Annotated in this window: 13 protein-coding genes; 8 read left to right on the forward strand and 5 right to left on the reverse strand. The window is 72.1% G+C overall.

Annotated features, from left to right (window positions below; genetic code table 11):
- Positions 1-5: 5 nt before the first annotated feature.
- The gene (locus RIN75_RS33320; RefSeq protein WP_309116049.1) at positions 6-992 is read right to left on the reverse strand and encodes a hypothetical protein; all 987 of its coding nucleotides are present in this window, start codon (positions 990-992) and stop codon (positions 6-8) included.
- Between the two features lie 351 nt (positions 993-1,343).
- Here RIN75_RS33320 and RIN75_RS33325 point away from each other — a divergent pair, with 351 nt between their 5' ends.
- The 5 genes from RIN75_RS33325 to RIN75_RS33345 are packed head-to-tail and all read left to right on the forward strand — an operon-like array spanning position 1,344 to position 10,666.
- Positions 1,344-7,067 carry a type I polyketide synthase gene (locus RIN75_RS33325; RefSeq protein ID WP_309116050.1) on the forward strand — a complete coding sequence of 1,908 codons (5,724 nt, stop codon included), beginning with the start codon at positions 1,344-1,346 and terminating at the stop codon, positions 7,065-7,067.
- Positions 7,068-7,073: 6 nt separating this feature from the next.
- The gene (locus tag RIN75_RS33330) at positions 7,074-7,532 is read left to right on the forward strand and encodes an acyl-CoA thioesterase (protein ID WP_309116051.1); all 459 of its coding nucleotides are present in this window, start codon (positions 7,074-7,076) and stop codon (positions 7,530-7,532) included.
- Positions 7,533-7,536: 4 nt separating this feature from the next.
- Positions 7,537-8,034, forward strand: coding sequence for a flavin reductase family protein (locus tag RIN75_RS33335; RefSeq protein WP_309116052.1), 498 nt, complete (start codon positions 7,537-7,539; stop codon positions 8,032-8,034).
- A 29-nt stretch (positions 8,035-8,063) separates the two neighbouring features.
- A complete protein-coding gene (locus tag RIN75_RS33340) occupies positions 8,064-9,071 on the forward strand; it encodes an SDR family NAD(P)-dependent oxidoreductase (protein WP_309116053.1) in 1,008 nt (335 codons plus the stop codon).
- A gap of 59 nt (positions 9,072-9,130) precedes the next feature.
- On the forward strand, positions 9,131-10,666 hold the full coding sequence (locus RIN75_RS33345) for an acyl-CoA carboxylase subunit beta (RefSeq protein ID WP_309116061.1): 1,536 nt from the start codon (positions 9,131-9,133) through the stop codon (positions 10,664-10,666).
- Between the two features lie 203 nt (positions 10,667-10,869).
- On the opposite strand, the gene RIN75_RS33350 is transcribed toward RIN75_RS33345, so the two are convergent.
- Positions 10,870-11,526, reverse strand: coding sequence for a TetR/AcrR family transcriptional regulator (locus tag RIN75_RS33350; protein WP_309116054.1), 657 nt, complete (start codon positions 11,524-11,526; stop codon positions 10,870-10,872).
- Positions 11,527-11,598: 72 nt separating this feature from the next.
- Here RIN75_RS33350 and RIN75_RS33355 point away from each other — a divergent pair, with 72 nt between their 5' ends.
- Complete coding sequence (locus RIN75_RS33355) at positions 11,599-12,567, forward strand: carotenoid oxygenase family protein (RefSeq protein ID WP_309116055.1); 969 nt, start codon at positions 11,599-11,601, stop codon at positions 12,565-12,567.
- Between the two features lie 98 nt (positions 12,568-12,665).
- Here the strand turns inward: RIN75_RS33355 and RIN75_RS33360 are convergent, their stop codons facing one another.
- Positions 12,666-13,460, reverse strand: coding sequence for a TIGR03084 family metal-binding protein (locus RIN75_RS33360; RefSeq protein WP_309116056.1), 795 nt, complete (start codon positions 13,458-13,460; stop codon positions 12,666-12,668).
- 124 nt (positions 13,461-13,584) lie between these two features.
- Positions 13,585-14,223 (reverse strand): alpha/beta fold hydrolase, encoded by a 639-nt coding sequence (locus tag RIN75_RS33365; RefSeq protein WP_309116057.1) that lies wholly within the window; start codon positions 14,221-14,223, stop codon positions 13,585-13,587.
- A gap of 180 nt (positions 14,224-14,403) precedes the next feature.
- On the opposite strand from RIN75_RS33365, the gene RIN75_RS33370 reads away from it, so the two are divergent.
- On the forward strand, positions 14,404-14,898 hold the full coding sequence (locus tag RIN75_RS33370; protein WP_309116058.1) for a metallophosphoesterase family protein: 495 nt from the start codon (positions 14,404-14,406) through the stop codon (positions 14,896-14,898).
- A 70-nt stretch (positions 14,899-14,968) separates the two neighbouring features.
- A complete protein-coding gene (locus RIN75_RS33375; RefSeq protein ID WP_309116062.1) occupies positions 14,969-16,168 on the forward strand; it encodes a cytochrome P450 in 1,200 nt (399 codons plus the stop codon).
- Between the two features lie 60 nt (positions 16,169-16,228).
- Here RIN75_RS33375 and RIN75_RS33380 read toward each other — a convergent pair.
- On the reverse strand, positions 16,229-16,697 hold a 469-nt coding region (locus RIN75_RS33380), incomplete at its 5' end, for a cellulose binding domain-containing protein (RefSeq protein WP_309116059.1).

A 16,697-nucleotide genomic window follows, 5' to 3' on the forward strand; every position in this document is an offset into this window, starting at 1 on the left:
GCAGGTCAGCTCCACGGCGCGGTGGGGTACCACGGGATGATCTCCCGCCGGGCCAGGAGCCGGACGTCCCAGTACAGGAAGGTGAAGACACCGGCCACGATCAGCGCAGCGGCCGTGATCACCGTGGCCCGGGTGGGCTTCTCGGTGAGCCAACGCTGCAAACGGCCGCCGGTGAAGTGCGCCAGTGCGAGGAACAGTAGGGCCATGATCACGATGTTGCCTACCGACTGCAGGGTGAACGCTGCGGCTCCGTAGAGGGGATTCCCGCTCTCCGCGGCGTCCCGGAACATCTTGCGGAACAGGCCGAACGGCCGGCCGATGAGGAACCCGCCGATGAGCACGCCCATGACGACCATCGGGGCGTTGGGGTGGCGCTGGGAGATCTTGCGGAACGGGTCCTTGACGATGCCCAGGGTGGCCAGGCCGAGGTAGAGCATGACCAGGCCGATGACGCCGAACACGATCAGCGTCTGGATGCTGCGGCTGTTGAGCGTGCCGGCGGTGGCCTGCGCGGTGGAGAACTGCGGCATCCGGGTGCCGACGATGCCGACCAGGGCGCCGTAGAGCGCGGACACGCTGATCATGCCGACCGACAGCCACCCCAGCGGCTTGAGCGAGGCCTTGAGCCGCGACCACCGGCTGCCGGTGGAGCCCAGCAGCGGCGCGACCGCGCCGAACGCGGCGATGTTGCACGCGGTGAACGTGCCCGCGACGCCGGTGGCGAAGGCGAACGCGATGCCCGCCGCGATGCCGGTGATCGGCTCGCCCTTGGCGTCGTGGCCCAGGATCGTGTTGGCGACGTTGTCGCCGATCACCGAGTCCACGAAGTGGGCCGACCACACCACGGTGAGCAGGAAGCCGCCCAGCGAGCTGAGCAGGATGATCAACCCCCGCCTGCGCGGGAAATGTCCGTTGACCAACGTCGAGGTCGCCACGGGCTCGACCCCGCCGAACCCCTTTTGGTGGATGTGGTTGGTGCCGCTGCGCGTCATGGGCTCTCCCTCGCGGCTCGATCGTGGTCGGTGGCATTGGTCGGCACTGCGCGAGCGGTCACCAGCATCCGGGCTGCCGGCCGGCCTGTCCTTCTCCAAAGATGCGCAGTCTGCCGCCGGTGCGGCGGGGCCGGGCCGGTCCGGTCGTGGTGAAGGTGATCGGACAATGAAAATGACGCTGTTATGGAATAGTCGCTGGTCGGAGGGCACAATCGGAGAAGCAACGCCGTCGGGTGCTCCGGCAGGCTAGGCCGGGCGCGCATTTCTTCGAAGCATCGCCTTAATGCCCTTCAAACGTGCGCGATGTTTCTGCCGAGGGGACCGAACCGGAGTCGCGGAGACGGTGAAAGCATGAGCAGTGAGCGGATCGCAATTGTCGGCATCGGGTTGCGTTACCCCGACGCCGGTTCCACCGGGGAACTGTGGGAAAACGTGTTGGCCGGTCGACGTGCCTTCCGCCGGCTGCCCGACGAGCGGATGAACCACGCCGACTACTACTCGCCGGACCCGAAGGCGCCGGACCGCTTCTACTCGGCCAAGGCCGCGGTGCTGCGGGACTTCGAGTTCGACCGGGTCAAGTACCGCGTGGCGGGCAGCACGTACCGGTCGACCGACCTGACGCACTGGCTGGCGCTGGACGTGGTGTCGCAGGCCCTGGCCGACGCGGGCTTCCCCGACGCCGAGGGCCTGCCCCGGCGCAGCACCGGCGTGGTCCTGGGCAACAGCCTGACCGGCGAGTTCTCCCGCGCCAACATCATGCGGCTGCGCTGGCCGTACGTGCGGCGCACGGTGGCCGCGGCGCTGACCGCCAAGGGCTGGCCGGAGGACGAGACCGCGGGCTTCCTGCGCGAGCTGGAGGTGCAGTACAAGGCGCCGTTCCCGCCGATCGACGAGGACTCGCTGGCGGGCGGTCTGGCCAACACCATCGCGGGCCGCATCTGCAACTACTTCGACCTGCACGGCGGCGGGTACACAGTGGACGGTGCGTGCTCGTCGTCGCTGCTGTCGGTGGCCACCGCGGCGAAGTCGTTGGTGGAAGGCGACCTGGACGTCGCGGTCGCCGGCGGCGTGGACCTGTCGATCGACCCGTTCGAGGTCATCGGGTTCGCCAAGACCGGCGCGCTGGCCACCGGCGAGATGAAGGTCTACGACAAGGACTCCAACGGCTTCTGGCCGGGCGAGGGCGCGGGGGCGCTGGTGCTGCTGCGCGAAGAGGACGCCCTGAAGCAGGGCCTGCGGATCTACGCGACCATCGCGGGCTGGGGCGTGTCGTCGGACGGCAAGGGCGGCATCACCCGCCCCGAGGCCAGCGGCCACCGGCTGGCGATCTCCCGCGCCTACGAGCGCGCGGGCTACGGCGTCGAGTCGGTGTCCTACTTCGAGGGCCACGGCACCGGCACCGCGCTGGGCGACGCCACCGAGATCGAGGCGCTGTCCTCGGCCCGCCGCGCCGCCGACCCGAACGCCCGCCCCGCCGCGCTGAGCAGCGTCAAGGGCAACTTCGGGCACACCAAGGCCGCGGCGGGGGTCGCCGGACTGATCAAAGCGACCCTCGCCGTGCACCACCAGGTCATCCCGCCGGGCACCGGGCACTTCGACCCGCACCCGAAGCTCACCGCCGACGACGCGGTCATGTACGTGCCGCGCTCGGCCGAGCTGTGGCCCGACGACCGGCCCGTGCGCGCCGGCGTGTCGGCCATGGGCTTCGGCGGCATCAACACCCACATCACGCTGGAGCAGGCGCCCGACGCGGCCCGCCGGTCGAGCCTGGACGACCAGACCCGCGCGCTGGTGGCGTCCCGCCAGGACGCCGAGGTGCTGCTGTTCGACGGCGTGGACCTCGCCGCGGTGCGCGCGAAGCTGAGCGAGGTCGCCGCGCTCGCGCCGAAGATCGCCTTCGCCGAGCTGGCCGACCTGGCGGGCGCGCTGGCCGCGCGGCTGACCGGCGCCCCGGTGCGCGCGGCGGTCGTGGCGACCAGCCCCGACGAGGCCGCGCGCAAGGTCGGGCGGCTGCTGGAGCTGCTGGACACCGGCTCGGTGTTCGACGCCGCCGACGGCATCTTCCTGGACTCGCGGCCGTCCGCGCCGCGCATCGCGTTCCTGTTCCCCGGTCAGGGTTCCGGGAAGGGCGCGGTGGGCGCGATCCGCCGCCGGTTCGCCGTCGCCGAGGACGTCTTCGCGGGCCTGGGCCTGCCGACCAACGGCAACCAGGTGGCCACCGAGGTCGCCCAGCCGCGCATCGTGGCCGGGGCGCTGGCGGGCCTGAAGGTGTTGCGGGAGCTGGGGATCGAGGCGGACACCGCGGTCGGGCACAGCCTGGGCGAGCTGACCGCCGTGCACTGGGGCGGCGCGCTGAGCGCGAGCCGGGTGCTGAACCTGGCCGCCGAACGCGGGCGCGTGATGGCCACCGCCAGCCACGGCGGCGGCGCGATGGCGGGCCTGGCCACCGGCCCCGAGCGGGCGCTGGAACTGGCCGCCGGTGAGGACGTGGTCATCGCGGGCTACAACGGCCCGACGCAGACCGTGCTGTCCGGCCCGGCCGAGGCGGTGGACCGGGTGTGCGCGGTGGCCCGCGAAGCCGGCGTCCACGCCACCCGCATCAACGTCTCGCACGCGTTCCACTCGCCGCTGGTCGAGCCCGCGGCGGTGGCCATGCGGGAGCGGCTGGTCGACTTCGACTTCGGCCGCCTGATCCGGCCGGTGCACTCCACGGTGACCGGTGACGTGCTGGAGCCCGGCACCGACCTGCGCGAGCTGCTGCGCGAGCAGGTCCTGCTGCCGGTCCGCTTCCACGAGGCCGCGGCCAAGGCGGCGGCGCGCACCGACCTGGTCCTGGAGGTCGGCCCCGGGCGCGTGCTGTCCGGGCTGATGGCCGAGATCGCGCCGGGCAAGCCCGCGCTGTCGGTGGACACCGACTCGGCGTCCCTGGTGCCGTTGCTGACGATCGTCGCGGCGGCGCACGCGCTGGGCGCGCCGGTCCGGGTGGACGCCCTGTTCGCCGACCGGGTCCTGCGCCCCCTGCCGCTGGACGGGGACATGACGTTCCTGGCCAGCCCGTGCGAGACCGCGCCGACGTGGGACGCGGGCGCGGTGGTCTTCGAGGAGCCGACCGCCAAGGCCGAGTCCACTGAGGACACTTCCGGCGAGTCGACGCTGGAGCTGCTGCGCCGGCTGGCGGCGGAGCGGGTCGAGCTGCCGCTGGACGCCATCAGCGCGTCCACGCACCCGCTGGACGACCTGCACCTGAGTTCCATCACGGTCGGCCAGCTGGTCAACGAGGTCACCCGCACGCTGGGGCGGCCCGCGCTGGAGGCCCAGCCGAACTTCGCCACCGTGCGCCTGGGCGAGCTGGCCGAGCTGATCGACCAGCTCGCCGACACCGCCCACGCCGAGGAGAAGACCGACGGCGAGGTGCCCGGTGTGGCGCCGTGGGTGCGGCCGTTCCTGGTCACCCGGGTCGAACGCCCGCGCCCGGTCGCCACGTCCGTCGCGGCGGGGCAGTGGACCGTGTTCGCCCCCGAGGGGCACCCGCTGGCCGACGCCCTGCGCGGCGCGCTGCCCGGCGACGGCGTCCTGCTGATCGCGGCGGAGGGGGACACGAGCCTGTTCCTGGAGGCCGCGAAGACCGTGCTGGCCGCGCCCGCCGGGACCCGGTTCGCCGTGGTGCAGGGCAAGCTGGGCGCGTCCGGCTTGGCCCGCACGCTGCACCTGGAAGCGCCGCAGGTGCCGGTGACCGTGGTCGAACTGGCCGACGACACCGACGCGGTGGCGCGGGTGGCCGCCGAGGTCGCCGCCACGACCGGCTTCTCGCAGGTCCGCTACGACGAGGACGGCGTGCGCACCGTCCCGGTGCTGCGCGCGGTGTCCGGGCAGAAGACCGGCACCCCGCTGACGGCGGACGACGTGCTGCTGGTGACCGGTGGCGGCAAGGGCATCACCGCCGAGTGCGCCCTGGCCATGGCGCAGGACTCCGGCGCCGCGCTGGCCCTGGTCGGCCGCGCCGACCCGGCCCAGGACACCGAACTGGCCTCGAACCTGGCCCGCATGACCGCGGCCGGCATCCGCTACCGCTACGAGCGGGCCGACGTGACCTCGCGCGCCGAGGTCGCCGACGTGGTGGAGGTCTTCCGCGCGGAACTGGGCGAGGTGACCGCCGTGCTGCACGGCGCGGGCCGCAACGAGCCGCGCGCGATCACCGGCCTGACCGACGAGGACTTCGCCAAGACCCTCGCGCCCAAGATCGACGGCCTGAAGGCCGTGCTGGACGCGGTCGACCCGGAGCGGATCAAGCTCCTGGTCACCTTCGGCAGCATCATCGGCCGGGCGGGCCTGCGCGGCGAGGCGCACTACTCCACCGCGAACGACTGGATGTCCGAGCTGACCGTGGACTTCGGCCGCAAGCACCCGAAGGCGCGCGTGCTGGCGCTGGAGTGGTCGGTGTGGTCGGGCGCGGGCATGGGCGAGCGGCTCGGCGTGGTCGAGGCGCTGATGCGCGACGGCATCACGCCGATCTCCACCGACGCCGGCATCGGCGTGCTGCGCGAGGTGCTGGCCGACCCCGAGGTCGGTCCGGTGCTGGTGGTCAGCGGCCGGGCGGCCGGCCTGCCCACGTTGGAGATGGAGCGCAACGACCTCCCGCTGACCCGGTTCGTGGACCGCGTGCTGGTGCACTACCCGTCGGTCGAGCTGGTCACCGAGGCGGAGCTGTCCGCGGGCAGCGACCCGTACCTGGGCGACCACCTGCTGGAGGGCGACCTGCTGTTCCCGGCGGTGCTGGGCATGGAGGCCATGACCCAGGTGGCGACCGCGTTGACCGGGTTCGACGTGCCGCCGGTGCTGGAGGACGTGGAGTTCCTGCGGCCGGTCGTGGTGCGGCCGGACGGCGCGCTGACCGTGCGGCTGGCCGCGCTGGCCCAGGGCGACGTGGTGGACGTGGCCATCCGGGCCGAGGACACCGGGTTCTCCGCCGACCACTTCCGCGCCCGCCTGCGGTTCCCGCGCCCGGAGATCCCCGCGGGCGGCCCGGTCGAGGAGCCCGGCCTGCCGCTGGTCCCGGTCGACCCGGTGACCGAGCTGTACGGCAGCGTCCTGTTCCAGGGCAAGCGGTTCCAGCGGTTGCAGGGCTACCGGCGGGCCTCCGCGCGGCACGCCGTGGCCGAGGTCGCGACCACGCCGGTGGCGTCCTGGTTCGCCCCGTTCCTGCCGCAGGACCGGCTGCTGGCCGACCCGGGCACGCGGGACGTGATGATGCACGCCATCCAGTGCTGCGTCCCGGACGCGACCCTGCTGCCGCAGCGGGTGGAGCGGCTGTACCTGGCCCACCCGAGCGAGCAGGCCGCCGAGTACGTCGTGCTCGACGCCCGCGAGCGGTCCCAGGACGGCGACAGCTACACCTACGACCTCGACGTCCGCGACCCCTCCGGGAAGGTCGTCGAGCGGTGGGAGGGCCTGGTTCTGCGGGCGGTGCGCAAGCGCGACGGCGCCGGCCCGTGGACGCCGACCATGCTCGGCTCCTACCTGGAGCGGTCGCTGGAACGCGTGCTCGGCGGCACCCGGGCGGTCGTCGTGGAGCCCGACCCGACCGACACCGAGTCCGACCGGCGCACCCAGACCGCCCTGGCGCTGGGCCGCGCGCTCAACCGCAAGGTCGACGTCCGCTACCGGCCCGACGGCAAGCCCGAGGTCGACGGCGTGGCGGTCTCCGCGTCGCACGGCGCCGGCCTGACGCTGGCCGTCGCGGGCGGCGGGAAGCTCGGCTGCGACGTCGAGACCGCGCTGCCGCGCGCCGAGCAGGACTGGGCCGACCTGCTGGGCAAGGACCTGCTGGCCGTCCGCGACCTGCTCACCCGGGAGGCCGCCGAGACCGCGGCGGTCGCCGGGACGCGGGTGTGGGGCGCGCTGGAGTGCCTGCGCAAGACCGGGTCCACCACCCAGGCCCTCACCGTCGAACGGGTCCACCCCGACGGCTGGGCCGTGCTGTCCGCGGGTGACGCGAAGGTCGCCACCTGGGCCACGACCGTGAACGGGCGCACCGAGCCGGTGGTCTTCGCGGTCCTCGTCGGGAAGGAGGGCTGAGCCGCCATGTCGGACTACTACGAGATCCGCCACACCGTCGGGTTCGAGGAGACCAACCTCGTCGGCAACGTCTACTACGTGAACTACCTGCGCTGGCAGGGCCGGTGCCGGGAGATGTTCCTCAAGGAGAAGGCGCCCGCCGTGCTGGCCGAGGTCCAGGAGGACCTCAAGCTGTTCACGCTGAAGGTGGAGTGCGAGTTCTTCAACGAGATCACCGCGTTCGACGAGCTCTCGGTGCGGATGCGGCTGGAGGAGCTGACCCAGACCCAGATCCAGTTCAGCTTCGACTACGTCAAGGTCACCGGCGGCGAGGAGGTGCTGGTCGCCCGCGGCCGGCAGCGCATCGCCTGCATGCGCGGCCCGAACACCGACACGGTGCCCGCGCGGGTCCCGGAGGAGCTGCGGCGGGCGCTGGCGCCCTACGCGGAGACCCCGGTCCTGGCCCGGGCCGGACTGGGGGGATGACCCGATGTACGAAGCGGTGCCCACGATGGAGGAGACGTCGCTGCGGGAGGCCATGTCCCGCTTCGCGACGGGTGTGACCGTCCTGACGGTCGGCGGTGAGCACGCCCACGGCATGACCGCGAACTCGTTCACGTCGGTGTCGCTGGACCCGCCGCTGGTGCTGTGCTGCGTCTCCCGCGCGGCGGTGATGCACGACGCGATCACCAACGCCAAGCGGTTCGCCGTCTCCGTCATGGGCGCCGAGCAGGAGCGGACGGCGCGGTACTTCGCGGACAAGCGCCGTCCGCGGGGGCCGGCGCAGTTCGACGTGGTGGACTGGCTGCCCGGCGACCACACCGGCGCGCCGCTGCTGTCCGGCGCGCTGGCGTGGCTGGAGTGCGAGCTGGCGCAGTGGTACGAAGGCGGTGACCACACGATCTTCGTGGGTCGGGTGCTCAGCTGCCGCCGGGGTGCGGGCACGCGGGCGCTGCTGTTCTACGGCAGCGCGTTCCACCAGGTCTGAGGAGTTCGGGTTCGCGGAGGGGAGCGCTCATGCTGGTGACCGTCACCGGGGGCAGTGGTTTCGTCGGGTCCCACACGGTCGCGGAATTGGTGCGGACGGGTCACCGGGTGCGCCTGCTGGTCCGGTCGGAGTCCACTGTGGACACCGCGCTGCGGCCGCTGGAGGTGCCCTCGGGCGCGGTGGACGTGGTGGTCGGCGACGTGACCGACGAGCCGGCCGTCACGTCGGCGCTGCGCGGGGCGGACGCCGTCGTCCACGCCGCGTCGGTGTACTCGTTCGACCGGCGGCGGCGCGCGGAGATGCTGCGCACCAACGTCCGCGGCACCGAGGTGGTGCTGGGGACCGCGCGCCGGCTGGGCACCGGCCGGATCGTGCACGTGTCCAGCATCGCCGCGCTGTTCGGGCGGGGCGTGCGGGTGATCCGGGAGACCTCGCCGGTGGGCAGCACCCGCGAGTCCTACGCCGCGACGAAGGCCGCGTCCGAGGCGGTGGCGCGCGAGCTGCGGGACGCGGGCGCGCCGGTCGTGATCAGCTACCCGCCCGCCCTCCTCGGCCCGCACGACCCGAAGGTCGGCGACCAGACCGAGCGGCTGCGCAACACCCTGCGCGGCCTGATGCCGATGTGGCCCTCCGGGGGCCTGCAGATCGGTGACGTCCGGGACACCGCGGCGCTGCACGCGGCGCTGCTCGACCCGGACGTCACCGGCGGGCACTTCGGCCCCGGCCGGTACCTGACCACGTCCGAGTACGTGCGGACGGTGCGCCAGGTGACGGGCCGGGCGCTGCCCGCGGTGTTCCTGCCGGCGGCGATGATGGCGCCGGTGGGGAAGTTCGTGGACCTGGTGCAGCCGCTGTGGCCGTGGCACATCCCCGCCGAGTACGGGGCGATCGCCACGGTCGGGGCGGCCACCCGGGTGGACGCCTCGGCGAGCACGCTGGACCTCAAGCCGAGGCCGTTCGCCGACACGGTGGCCGACGCGGTCCGCTGGCTGGGCGCGGCGGGCCTGCTGACCGCACGGCAGGTGGGGCGCCCGTGACCACCTCCAACGTCGAGCACGTCGGCGCGGACCTGCGGCCGGAGCTGCCCCCGCGCACCATGGACCTGCTGCGCGAGCGCAACGACGACCTGCGCAGCCGTGCCGTCTCGGGCGACAACGCCCACCGCCAGCACGCCCTCGGCAAGCGCACCGCCCGGGAGCGCCTGGACCTGTTGCTGGACCCGGGTTCCTTCGTCGAGGTGGACCTGTTCCGCCGCCACCAGGCCCACGGCCTGAAGGTCTCCGACCACCGCCCCCACACCGACGGCGTGGTGGCGGGGTCGGGCACGATCGAGGGCCGGCGGGTGTTCGTCTACGCCCAGGACTTCACCATCTTCGGCGGGTCGCTGGGGCAGGCGCACGCGGCGAAGATCCACAAGGTGATGGACATGGCTTTGGCCACCGGGTCCCCCATCATCGGCCTGAACGACAGCGGCGGCGCGCGCATCCAAGAGGGTGTGATGGCCCTCGACGGCTACGGCGGCATCTTCCGCCGCCAGGTCGAGGCGTCCGGCGTGATCCCGCAGATATCGGTGGTGCTGGGGCCTTGCGCCGGTGGTGCCGCGTACTCGCCCGCGTTGGCGGACTTCACGTTCATGGTGCGCGGTACGGGGCAGATGTACCTGACCGGGCCGGACGTGGTGGCCGCGGTGAACGGCGAGCGTGTCACGCACGAGCAGTTGGGTGGCGCGGCCGTCCACGGTGGACTGTCCGGGGTGGCTTCCTTCGTGCACGACGACGAGGAGAGCTGCCTGGCGGACGTCCGGTATCTGGTTTCTTTGCTGCCTTCCAACAACATGGAGCCGCCGCCGGCTTATGAGCCATGTGGCGCCGAGGACGACATCCGTCCGGCTTTCGCGTCCATGGTTCCGGTGGAGCCCAACAAGCCTTATGACATCCGGGACCTGATCGCGGAGTTGGTGGACGACGGGGAGTTCCTGGAGGTCCACGAGGGGTGGGCGGCGAACGTGGTGTGCGCGTTCGGCCGGGTGGACGGTTCGGTGGTAGGGGTGGTGGGCAACCAGCCCATGGTGTTGGCCGGCGTGTTGGACATCGAGGCTTCGCAGAAGGCGGCCCGGTTCGTGCGTTTCTGCGACGCTTTCGGGATTCCGCTGGTTTCGCTGGTGGACGTGCCCGGGTTCCTGCCGGGGACCGACCAGGAACACCACGGCGTGATCCGGCACGGGGCGAAGCTGCTGTACGCGTATTGCGAGGCTACGGTGCCTCGCATCCAGGTGATCGTGCGCAAGGCTTACGGCGGTGCGTACATCGTCATGGACTCGCGCTCGATCGGGACGGACTTGTCGTTGGCGTGGCCGACGAACGAGATCGCCGTGATGGGCGCGGAGGGCGCGGTGAACGTGATCTTCCGCAAGGAGTTGGCGGCGGCGGCCGATCCGGCGGAGTTGCGGGCGGAGTTGTTGGCGGAGTACTCGGAGCAGTTGGTGCACCCGTACTACGCGGCGGAACGGGGGTTGGTGGACGACGTCATCGACCCTTCGCAGACGCGTTCCGCGGTGGCACGGGGGTTGGCGATGCTCCGCGACAAGCGACGGCAACCGGCGGCGCGCAAGCACGGCAACGTCCCTTTGTAGGGCTCGTGGGGTAGATGGCACCCCCGGCGCTGGGATCTTGGTCAGCGCCGGGGGTGTTATTCGGGCGGCTCCGGTCCAAGCGGAGTGGGCGAGGTCGCCGACCTGGGCGAGGCGTCGCCCGGGCCGCAGCCGGGCACCTCCGGCCAGAGCCGGATCTGCTTGGTGTTGATGCCAGGACGGGCCGTCCGGCTGGGTGGATCGGGTTACTCCGGGACTTCCGTCTCCAGGCGGGTGCGGGAGTCGGCTACGGAGCGGGCGGCGGTTTCGGGTTTGTCGCCGGCGCTGACCATCATGTTGACCAGCTGGGACTCGAAGATGCGCTCCGCGTCGTACGGTTCGAACAGGTAGTCGCCCAGCTCCAAGGTCACCAGGCCGTGCGTGGCCACCCACATGTGGTGGGCCACCAGTTCCGGGTCGCCCGGCTCGAAGCGGCCCGAGGCGATGCAGCGGCCGGCGCAGCGCGCCACGTTGGCCAGGGTGTAGCGGCCGTGTTGGCGGTCTTCGTCGGACAGGGTGAAGCCGGCCAGCGAGAAGCCGCCGAACATCACCGCGTACAGGTCCGGGTTGGCCAGGGCGTTGCCGCGGTAGGCCCTGCCCAGCAGGGCCATGTCGGCCACGGGGTCGTCGGTCTCGGTCACCCCGGTCAGGTAGCGCTGGAGGCGGGCGAAGCCCTCGTGCACCATCTCGCGCACGAGTCCTTGCATACCACCGAAGTGCGTGTACACGGCCATCGTCGAGGACCCGGCCTCGGCGGCGATCCGACGGGTCGACAGCGCCTCCGGTCCCTCCTCGGCCAGGAGACGGGCGGCGATGTCGACGAGCGTGGACCGGGCGTTGGGGTCCGATCGGCGTGGGCTCACCTTGACAGTATTCCATAACGCCGCTATAAATTGTAATCAGAACACTGTTATGGAATCCGGGAGGTGGGGGCGATGGCCGCGCCGACACGGAAAGCCGAAGCGGGACTCGACGTGCGGGGCGTTCTCCCCGCCGCACTGGACGGCGCCTACGTCCAGACCGCCGCGCGCGGGGTGTGCGGCATCCGGCTCGGTGGCGGTGCGGCGCGGTGGTTCCGCGGCCCCCGGCCGGTCGGACTGCCGCCCGTGCACCCCGCCGCGGCCCGCCCGGTGTTCGACGGGAAGCGTTGGCACACCGCGGTGTCCCACCCCGGGCTGGGGTACGCGGAGCACCTCCAGATGGGTGTGGACGGCACGCTGAAGCACGCGGAAGTGTTGGCCGCCAACGGCACGAGCGCGCTCGCGGTGGCGGGCCGGTACGTGGTGGTCTTCGACTCCGGCCCCTACTACAGCCGTGCGGCGGCCATGGTCGGCCTGCGTGATCCTTATGTGCACAAGGAAAACAGCCCGGTACGCGTCGGGCTCATCGACGGCGGCGAGCCGTGCTGGTTCGACGCGGGTGAGGGCGAGGTCCTGCACACCGTCAACGCCCACGCCGAACTGGGCCGGGTCGTCGTGGACGCGGTGTGGGCACCGGGCGTCCTGCGCCGCTGCGCGATCGATCTGGGCACTGGTGCTTTGCGCATGACTGACTTGCCGGCGCTGGACACCGGCATCGTCGACCCGCGCGTGGCCAACCGGCGGCACCGGTTCGTCTTCGGCACCGCCGGGAACGCGGTGGTGCGCCACGACGTCGCGCTCGGCCACCGCCTCGTGCGCCACCTGCCTTCACAACCGTCGCAACCGGTTTTCGTGCCGCGTGGGCAGGAGGAGGGTGACGGCTGGCTGCTCACCCTCGCCGGCGACCGCCTGCTGGTGCTCGACGCCGAAGACCCCGCGGCACGTCCGATCGCCGAAGTCGCACTGCCGTTCGCGGTGCCGGCCAGCCCGCGCGCGCAGTGGCTGACGGCCCCGGAACTCCACGGGGAGCGCCGGGGCCGGTGACAGCCGAGTCAGTCGACGCGGAGTGGGTCCACGTCGGGCAAGTCCACGCGGAGTCGGTCCACGCGGAGTGGGTCCACGTCGGGTCGATCCACGCCGGGTCAGTCCACGTTGGACAGGGCGAACTGGCCGGGGCGCCTGCCTTCCCCGGCCGGACCGCGGTAGGCCTGGGCGATCTCCAGCCACCGCGTGGCCAGTTCGCCCTCCGCCCGCACGTCCAGGTCGGTGTGGTGCCGCCGGCGGGTCACCAGCAGGCAGAAGTCCTCCGCCGAACCGGTGACGCGCTGCGCGGCGTCCTCCGGCCCGAAGTCCCACCGCTTGCCGGACGGCGCGGTGATCTCGAACCGGAACTCGTCCGCCGGCGGCTCCTCGCCGCGCGCCAGGTACCCGAAGTCCTTGGTGCGCACGGCGAAACCGACGAGGAAGCCGAGCCGGTCGTCCCACTCCCGGTGCACGCCCAGCGCGTCGGCGACGTCCTGGCCGTGCCCGAACAGCTCCATCATGCCCGCGCTGGCCAGCACCGACGGCGGCAGCGGGTTCACCAGCCACGGCACCACGGCGTCGGCAGGCACCGCCGCCAGCGCGCCGATCGAGGTGGCCTTGGTCATCTGCCACCGGTTCACGAGTTCGGTGGTGTCCAGCGCGAGGTGCGGAGCCATCGCGCCCGCCACGTTGGCGTCGAAGTCGTCCGAGAGCCCCGACATCATCGCGCGGAACCGGTCGCCGTCGGCCGCCGCGAGGCCCGCCATGGCGAAAATCGCGGTCAGGTGCGCCACCTGGTGCTTCACCGTCCACCCGGGTGACGGCGTGGGCAGCGACCACGCGGCGTCGTCGAGGTCGGCGATCATCCGGTCGAAGTCGTCGCCCGTGGCCCGGAGCGCCGTGATCACGTCCATGCGCATGTCCTTCGGTCGAGTTGGACGGACTGGAATCCGACGATGCCGCAGCACGGACGTGATGTCTTCTTGCGTTGTGCTCTAGGGAAATCCGCCTCCTGCTTCAGGGATCAGGCGTCGCGCGTCATGGATCGGGCGGCGACACGGGTGCGCCGGCTAGACGCGGCCAGTTCGCGGGGGCGTACAGTGCGGAGTAGGTGCCGTAGCCGAGCTGCTCGGCGGGCACGCCGTCCGGAACCCCTTGCGCCGGAAGCGGTGCACGGTCGAGCAACCCTTGGTAGTACGCGAGGACGTCCCGGTCGTGGAGCGCGCACTTCACGTCTTCCCCGCACCACTTCGCGAATCGGGTGAACACGTCCTCGGTCACGCGGGCTTCGTCGGAGGCCATGCGGCGGAATCCGATGCTGTGGTCGACCGCGCCGTCGAACACCGCCGCGCGCACCCGGTGCGGGAACAGGCGGGCGTAGGTCTTGCCCAGGAGCGTGCCGTAGGACAGGCCCAGCCGGCTGACCTGCCGCGCCCCCAACGCCTCGCGCAGGGCGTCGAAGTCGCGGGCGGCGCTCACCGTGTCCACGCGGTCGACGAGAGGACCCGTGGCGCGGCGACAGTCCTCGGCCACCCGTCGGTTGTGCTCGACGAGCTGTCGGTACTGCTCGGGCGTGGTGGGGAACTGCGTCACCGCCGGGTCGCTGGGCGGCGTGGGGCAGGTGATCGCGGGCCGGCTCCCGCCGACGCCGCGCGGGTCCACACTTGGTGCCGCCACGGCTGGAGCGGTGGCGGTGGCTGCTGTGGTGGCGAGGGCCAAGGTGACCGCGATGGCGGTCTGTCGTTTCGTGTCATCCCCTCGGGTTCGTCGGGACGATCATGTTTCGCGGCTTGCTGCGCGGTCGTCAGCCGGCGGGATGACGGGCGGTCATCCCGTGGTCGGGGTATCAACGTCGGTATGAGAGTCGTGGTCCTGGCCGACACGCACGCGCCCCGCCGCTGGAAGACCTGCCCGCCGAGGGTCGCGGAGCACCTGCGGGACGCGGACCTGGTGCTGCACGCGGGTGACGTGTGCGTGCCGTCGGTGCTCGACGAGCTGGCGGCCTTCGCCCCGGTGGTCGCGGTGTGCGGCAACAACGACGGACCCGACGTCGTCGCGTGGGGCGCGCCCGAGACGGTGGAGCTGGACCTCGACGGCCTGCCGGTGGCGATGATCCACGACAGCGGCCAGGCCAAGGGGCGCACCGCGCGGATGGCGCGCCGGTTCCCGAACGCCCGGCTGGTCGTGTTCGGCCACTCGCACATCCCGCTGGACGAGACCGGCGACGGCGTCCGGATCTTCAACCCCGGCTCGCCCACCGACCGCCGCCGCCAACCGCACGGCACGATCGGCCTGCTGGACGTCGAGGCGGGGGAACTGGTGTCGGCGCGGATCGTGCCCGTCACCGATTAGCACCCTTGTACGCAGCGTCGTGATGTGGTGACTATGGGTGTCCGGAGTGTTCCGCGAGTCTGGAGGCCCGATGGTGTTCACCCTCGACCCGACCGGGCGCGACATCCACGCCGAGGCGGCGGAGTTGCGCGCGCGGGGCCGGCTCACCCGGGTGGGGCTGCCCGGCGGGGTCACGGCCTGGTCGGTGGGCGGGCTCGCGGACCTCAAGCGGCTGCTGGGCGACCCGCGGCTGTCCAAGGACCCGCGCCGGCACTGGAAGGCCTGGCAGGACGGCGAGATCCCGGACGACTGGCCGCTGCACCTGTGGGTGTCGGTGCGCAACATGTTCACCGCTTACGGAGACGAGCACCGCAGGTTGCGGGCGTTGGTGTCCAAGGCGTTCACGCCGCGGCGGGTCGAGGACCTGCGGCCTTGGGTGCAGCGGATCGCCGACGACTTGCTGGATGGGCTGGACGCCGGTCCGGAGGTCGCGGACCTGCGGGAGGGGTTCGCGTACCCGTTGCCGATCGAGGTCATCTGCCGGCTGTTCGGGGTGCCGGACGACGTGCGGCCGGGGTTGCGGCGGGCGGTCGACATCATCTTCGACACCACCGTCGCGCCGGAGGTCGCGCTGGCGAACCAGCAGGCTCTGTACGCGATGTTGCACGGGTTGGTCGAGGCGAAGCGGCGTCGGCCGGGGGATGACTTGGCGGACGGCCTGATCGCGGCGCGGGATGAAGACGGGTCGCGGCTCACGGAGCAGGAACTGGTCGACACGCTGATCCTGGTGTTGGCGGCCGGCCACGAGACCACGGTGAACCTGCTCGACCACGCCATCGCCGCGTTGCTGACCCATCCCGAGCAGCGGCGGCGGGTCGAGGCGGGGGAGGTGCGGTGGGTCGATGTCGTGGAGGAGACGTTGCGGTGGCAGGCGCCGGTGGCCCACCTGCCGCTGCGGTACGCGGTGGAGGACGTGGCGGTCGACGGAACGGTGATCAGGGCTGGTGAAGCGGTGCTGGCGGGGTACGCGGCGGCGGGTCGCGACCCTGAGCACCACGGGCCGACGGCGGCGGAGTTCGATCCGGGGCGGGCGGACAAGACGCACCTGGCGTTCGGGTTCGGGGCGCACTACTGCTTGGGCGCGCCGTTGGCCCGGTTGGAGGCGGAGATCGCGTTGAAGGGGTTGTTCGAGCGGTTTCCGGGGATGGTGTTGGCGGAGGGGGAGTTGAGGCCGTTGCCGTCGTTCATCTCCAACGGCCATGTGGCGTTGCCGGTTCGGTTGCGGGGGTAGGCAAGGGGGGAGGGGAGGGCCGGGATGCCCAGGGGGGATGGGCATCCCGGCCCGGTGGTGCTAGGAGGCCGTGCAGGTCGGGGTGGGGGAGCCGGCGGTGCCGGTGCCCTGGAACCCGAACTCGGTGGACTGGCCGGCGGCCAGGTTGCCGTTGTAGGCGACGTTGGACCACTGGTTGCCGCTGCGCTGGACGTTCCACGAGTTGGTGACCGTGGAGCCGGACGGGAGGGCGAGCGTTACGGTCCAGCCTCGGATCGCTGTTGAGCCGGCGGTGACCTTGACCGTTACGACGAAGCCGCCGTTCCACGCGTTGACGGAGGTCGTCGCGGTGCAGCCGCCGGGGACCGGGTCGGACGAGGTGGTGGTGGTCGTGGTGGTCGGGCCGACGCTGTTGAGGGCGTCGAGGACGGCGGTGTAGGCGGGCTTCTTGTTGCCCGAGCCGTCGAACAGCAGCGGGGTGCCGTAGGCGCGCCACGAGTCGGTGTCGCGGATGCCCCACACGGTGATGCCGTTGCACTTCGCCACGGCC

It is taken from the genome of Saccharothrix sp., from assembly GCF_031180885.1.
GTDB lineage: Bacteria > Actinomycetota > Actinomycetes > Mycobacteriales > Pseudonocardiaceae > Actinosynnema.

Bases quoted from the DNA above. Each gene is read 5' to 3' on its own strand.
- RIN75_RS33360 (WP_309116056.1), bottom strand. From the start codon at position 13,460: ATGGACGTGATCACGGCGCTCCGGGCCACGGGCGACGACTTCGACCGG.
- RIN75_RS33320 (WP_309116049.1), bottom strand. From the start codon at position 992: ATGACGCGCAGCGGCACCAACCACATCCACCAAAAGGGGTTCGGCGGG.
- RIN75_RS33330 (WP_309116051.1), top strand. From the start codon at position 7,074: ATGTCGGACTACTACGAGATCCGCCACACCGTCGGGTTCGAGGAGACC.
- RIN75_RS33355 (WP_309116055.1), top strand. From the start codon at position 11,599: ATGGCCGCGCCGACACGGAAAGCCGAAGCGGGACTCGACGTGCGGGGC.
- RIN75_RS33375 (WP_309116062.1), top strand. From the start codon at position 14,969: ATGGTGTTCACCCTCGACCCGACCGGGCGCGACATCCACGCCGAGGCG.
- RIN75_RS33370 (WP_309116058.1), top strand. From the start codon at position 14,404: ATGAGAGTCGTGGTCCTGGCCGACACGCACGCGCCCCGCCGCTGGAAG.
- RIN75_RS33335 (WP_309116052.1), top strand. From the start codon at position 7,537: ATGTACGAAGCGGTGCCCACGATGGAGGAGACGTCGCTGCGGGAGGCC.
- RIN75_RS33345 (WP_309116061.1), top strand. From the start codon at position 9,131: ATGGACCTGCTGCGCGAGCGCAACGACGACCTGCGCAGCCGTGCCGTC.
- RIN75_RS33325 (WP_309116050.1), top strand. From the start codon at position 1,344: ATGAGCAGTGAGCGGATCGCAATTGTCGGCATCGGGTTGCGTTACCCC.
- RIN75_RS33340 (WP_309116053.1), top strand. From the start codon at position 8,064: ATGCTGGTGACCGTCACCGGGGGCAGTGGTTTCGTCGGGTCCCACACG.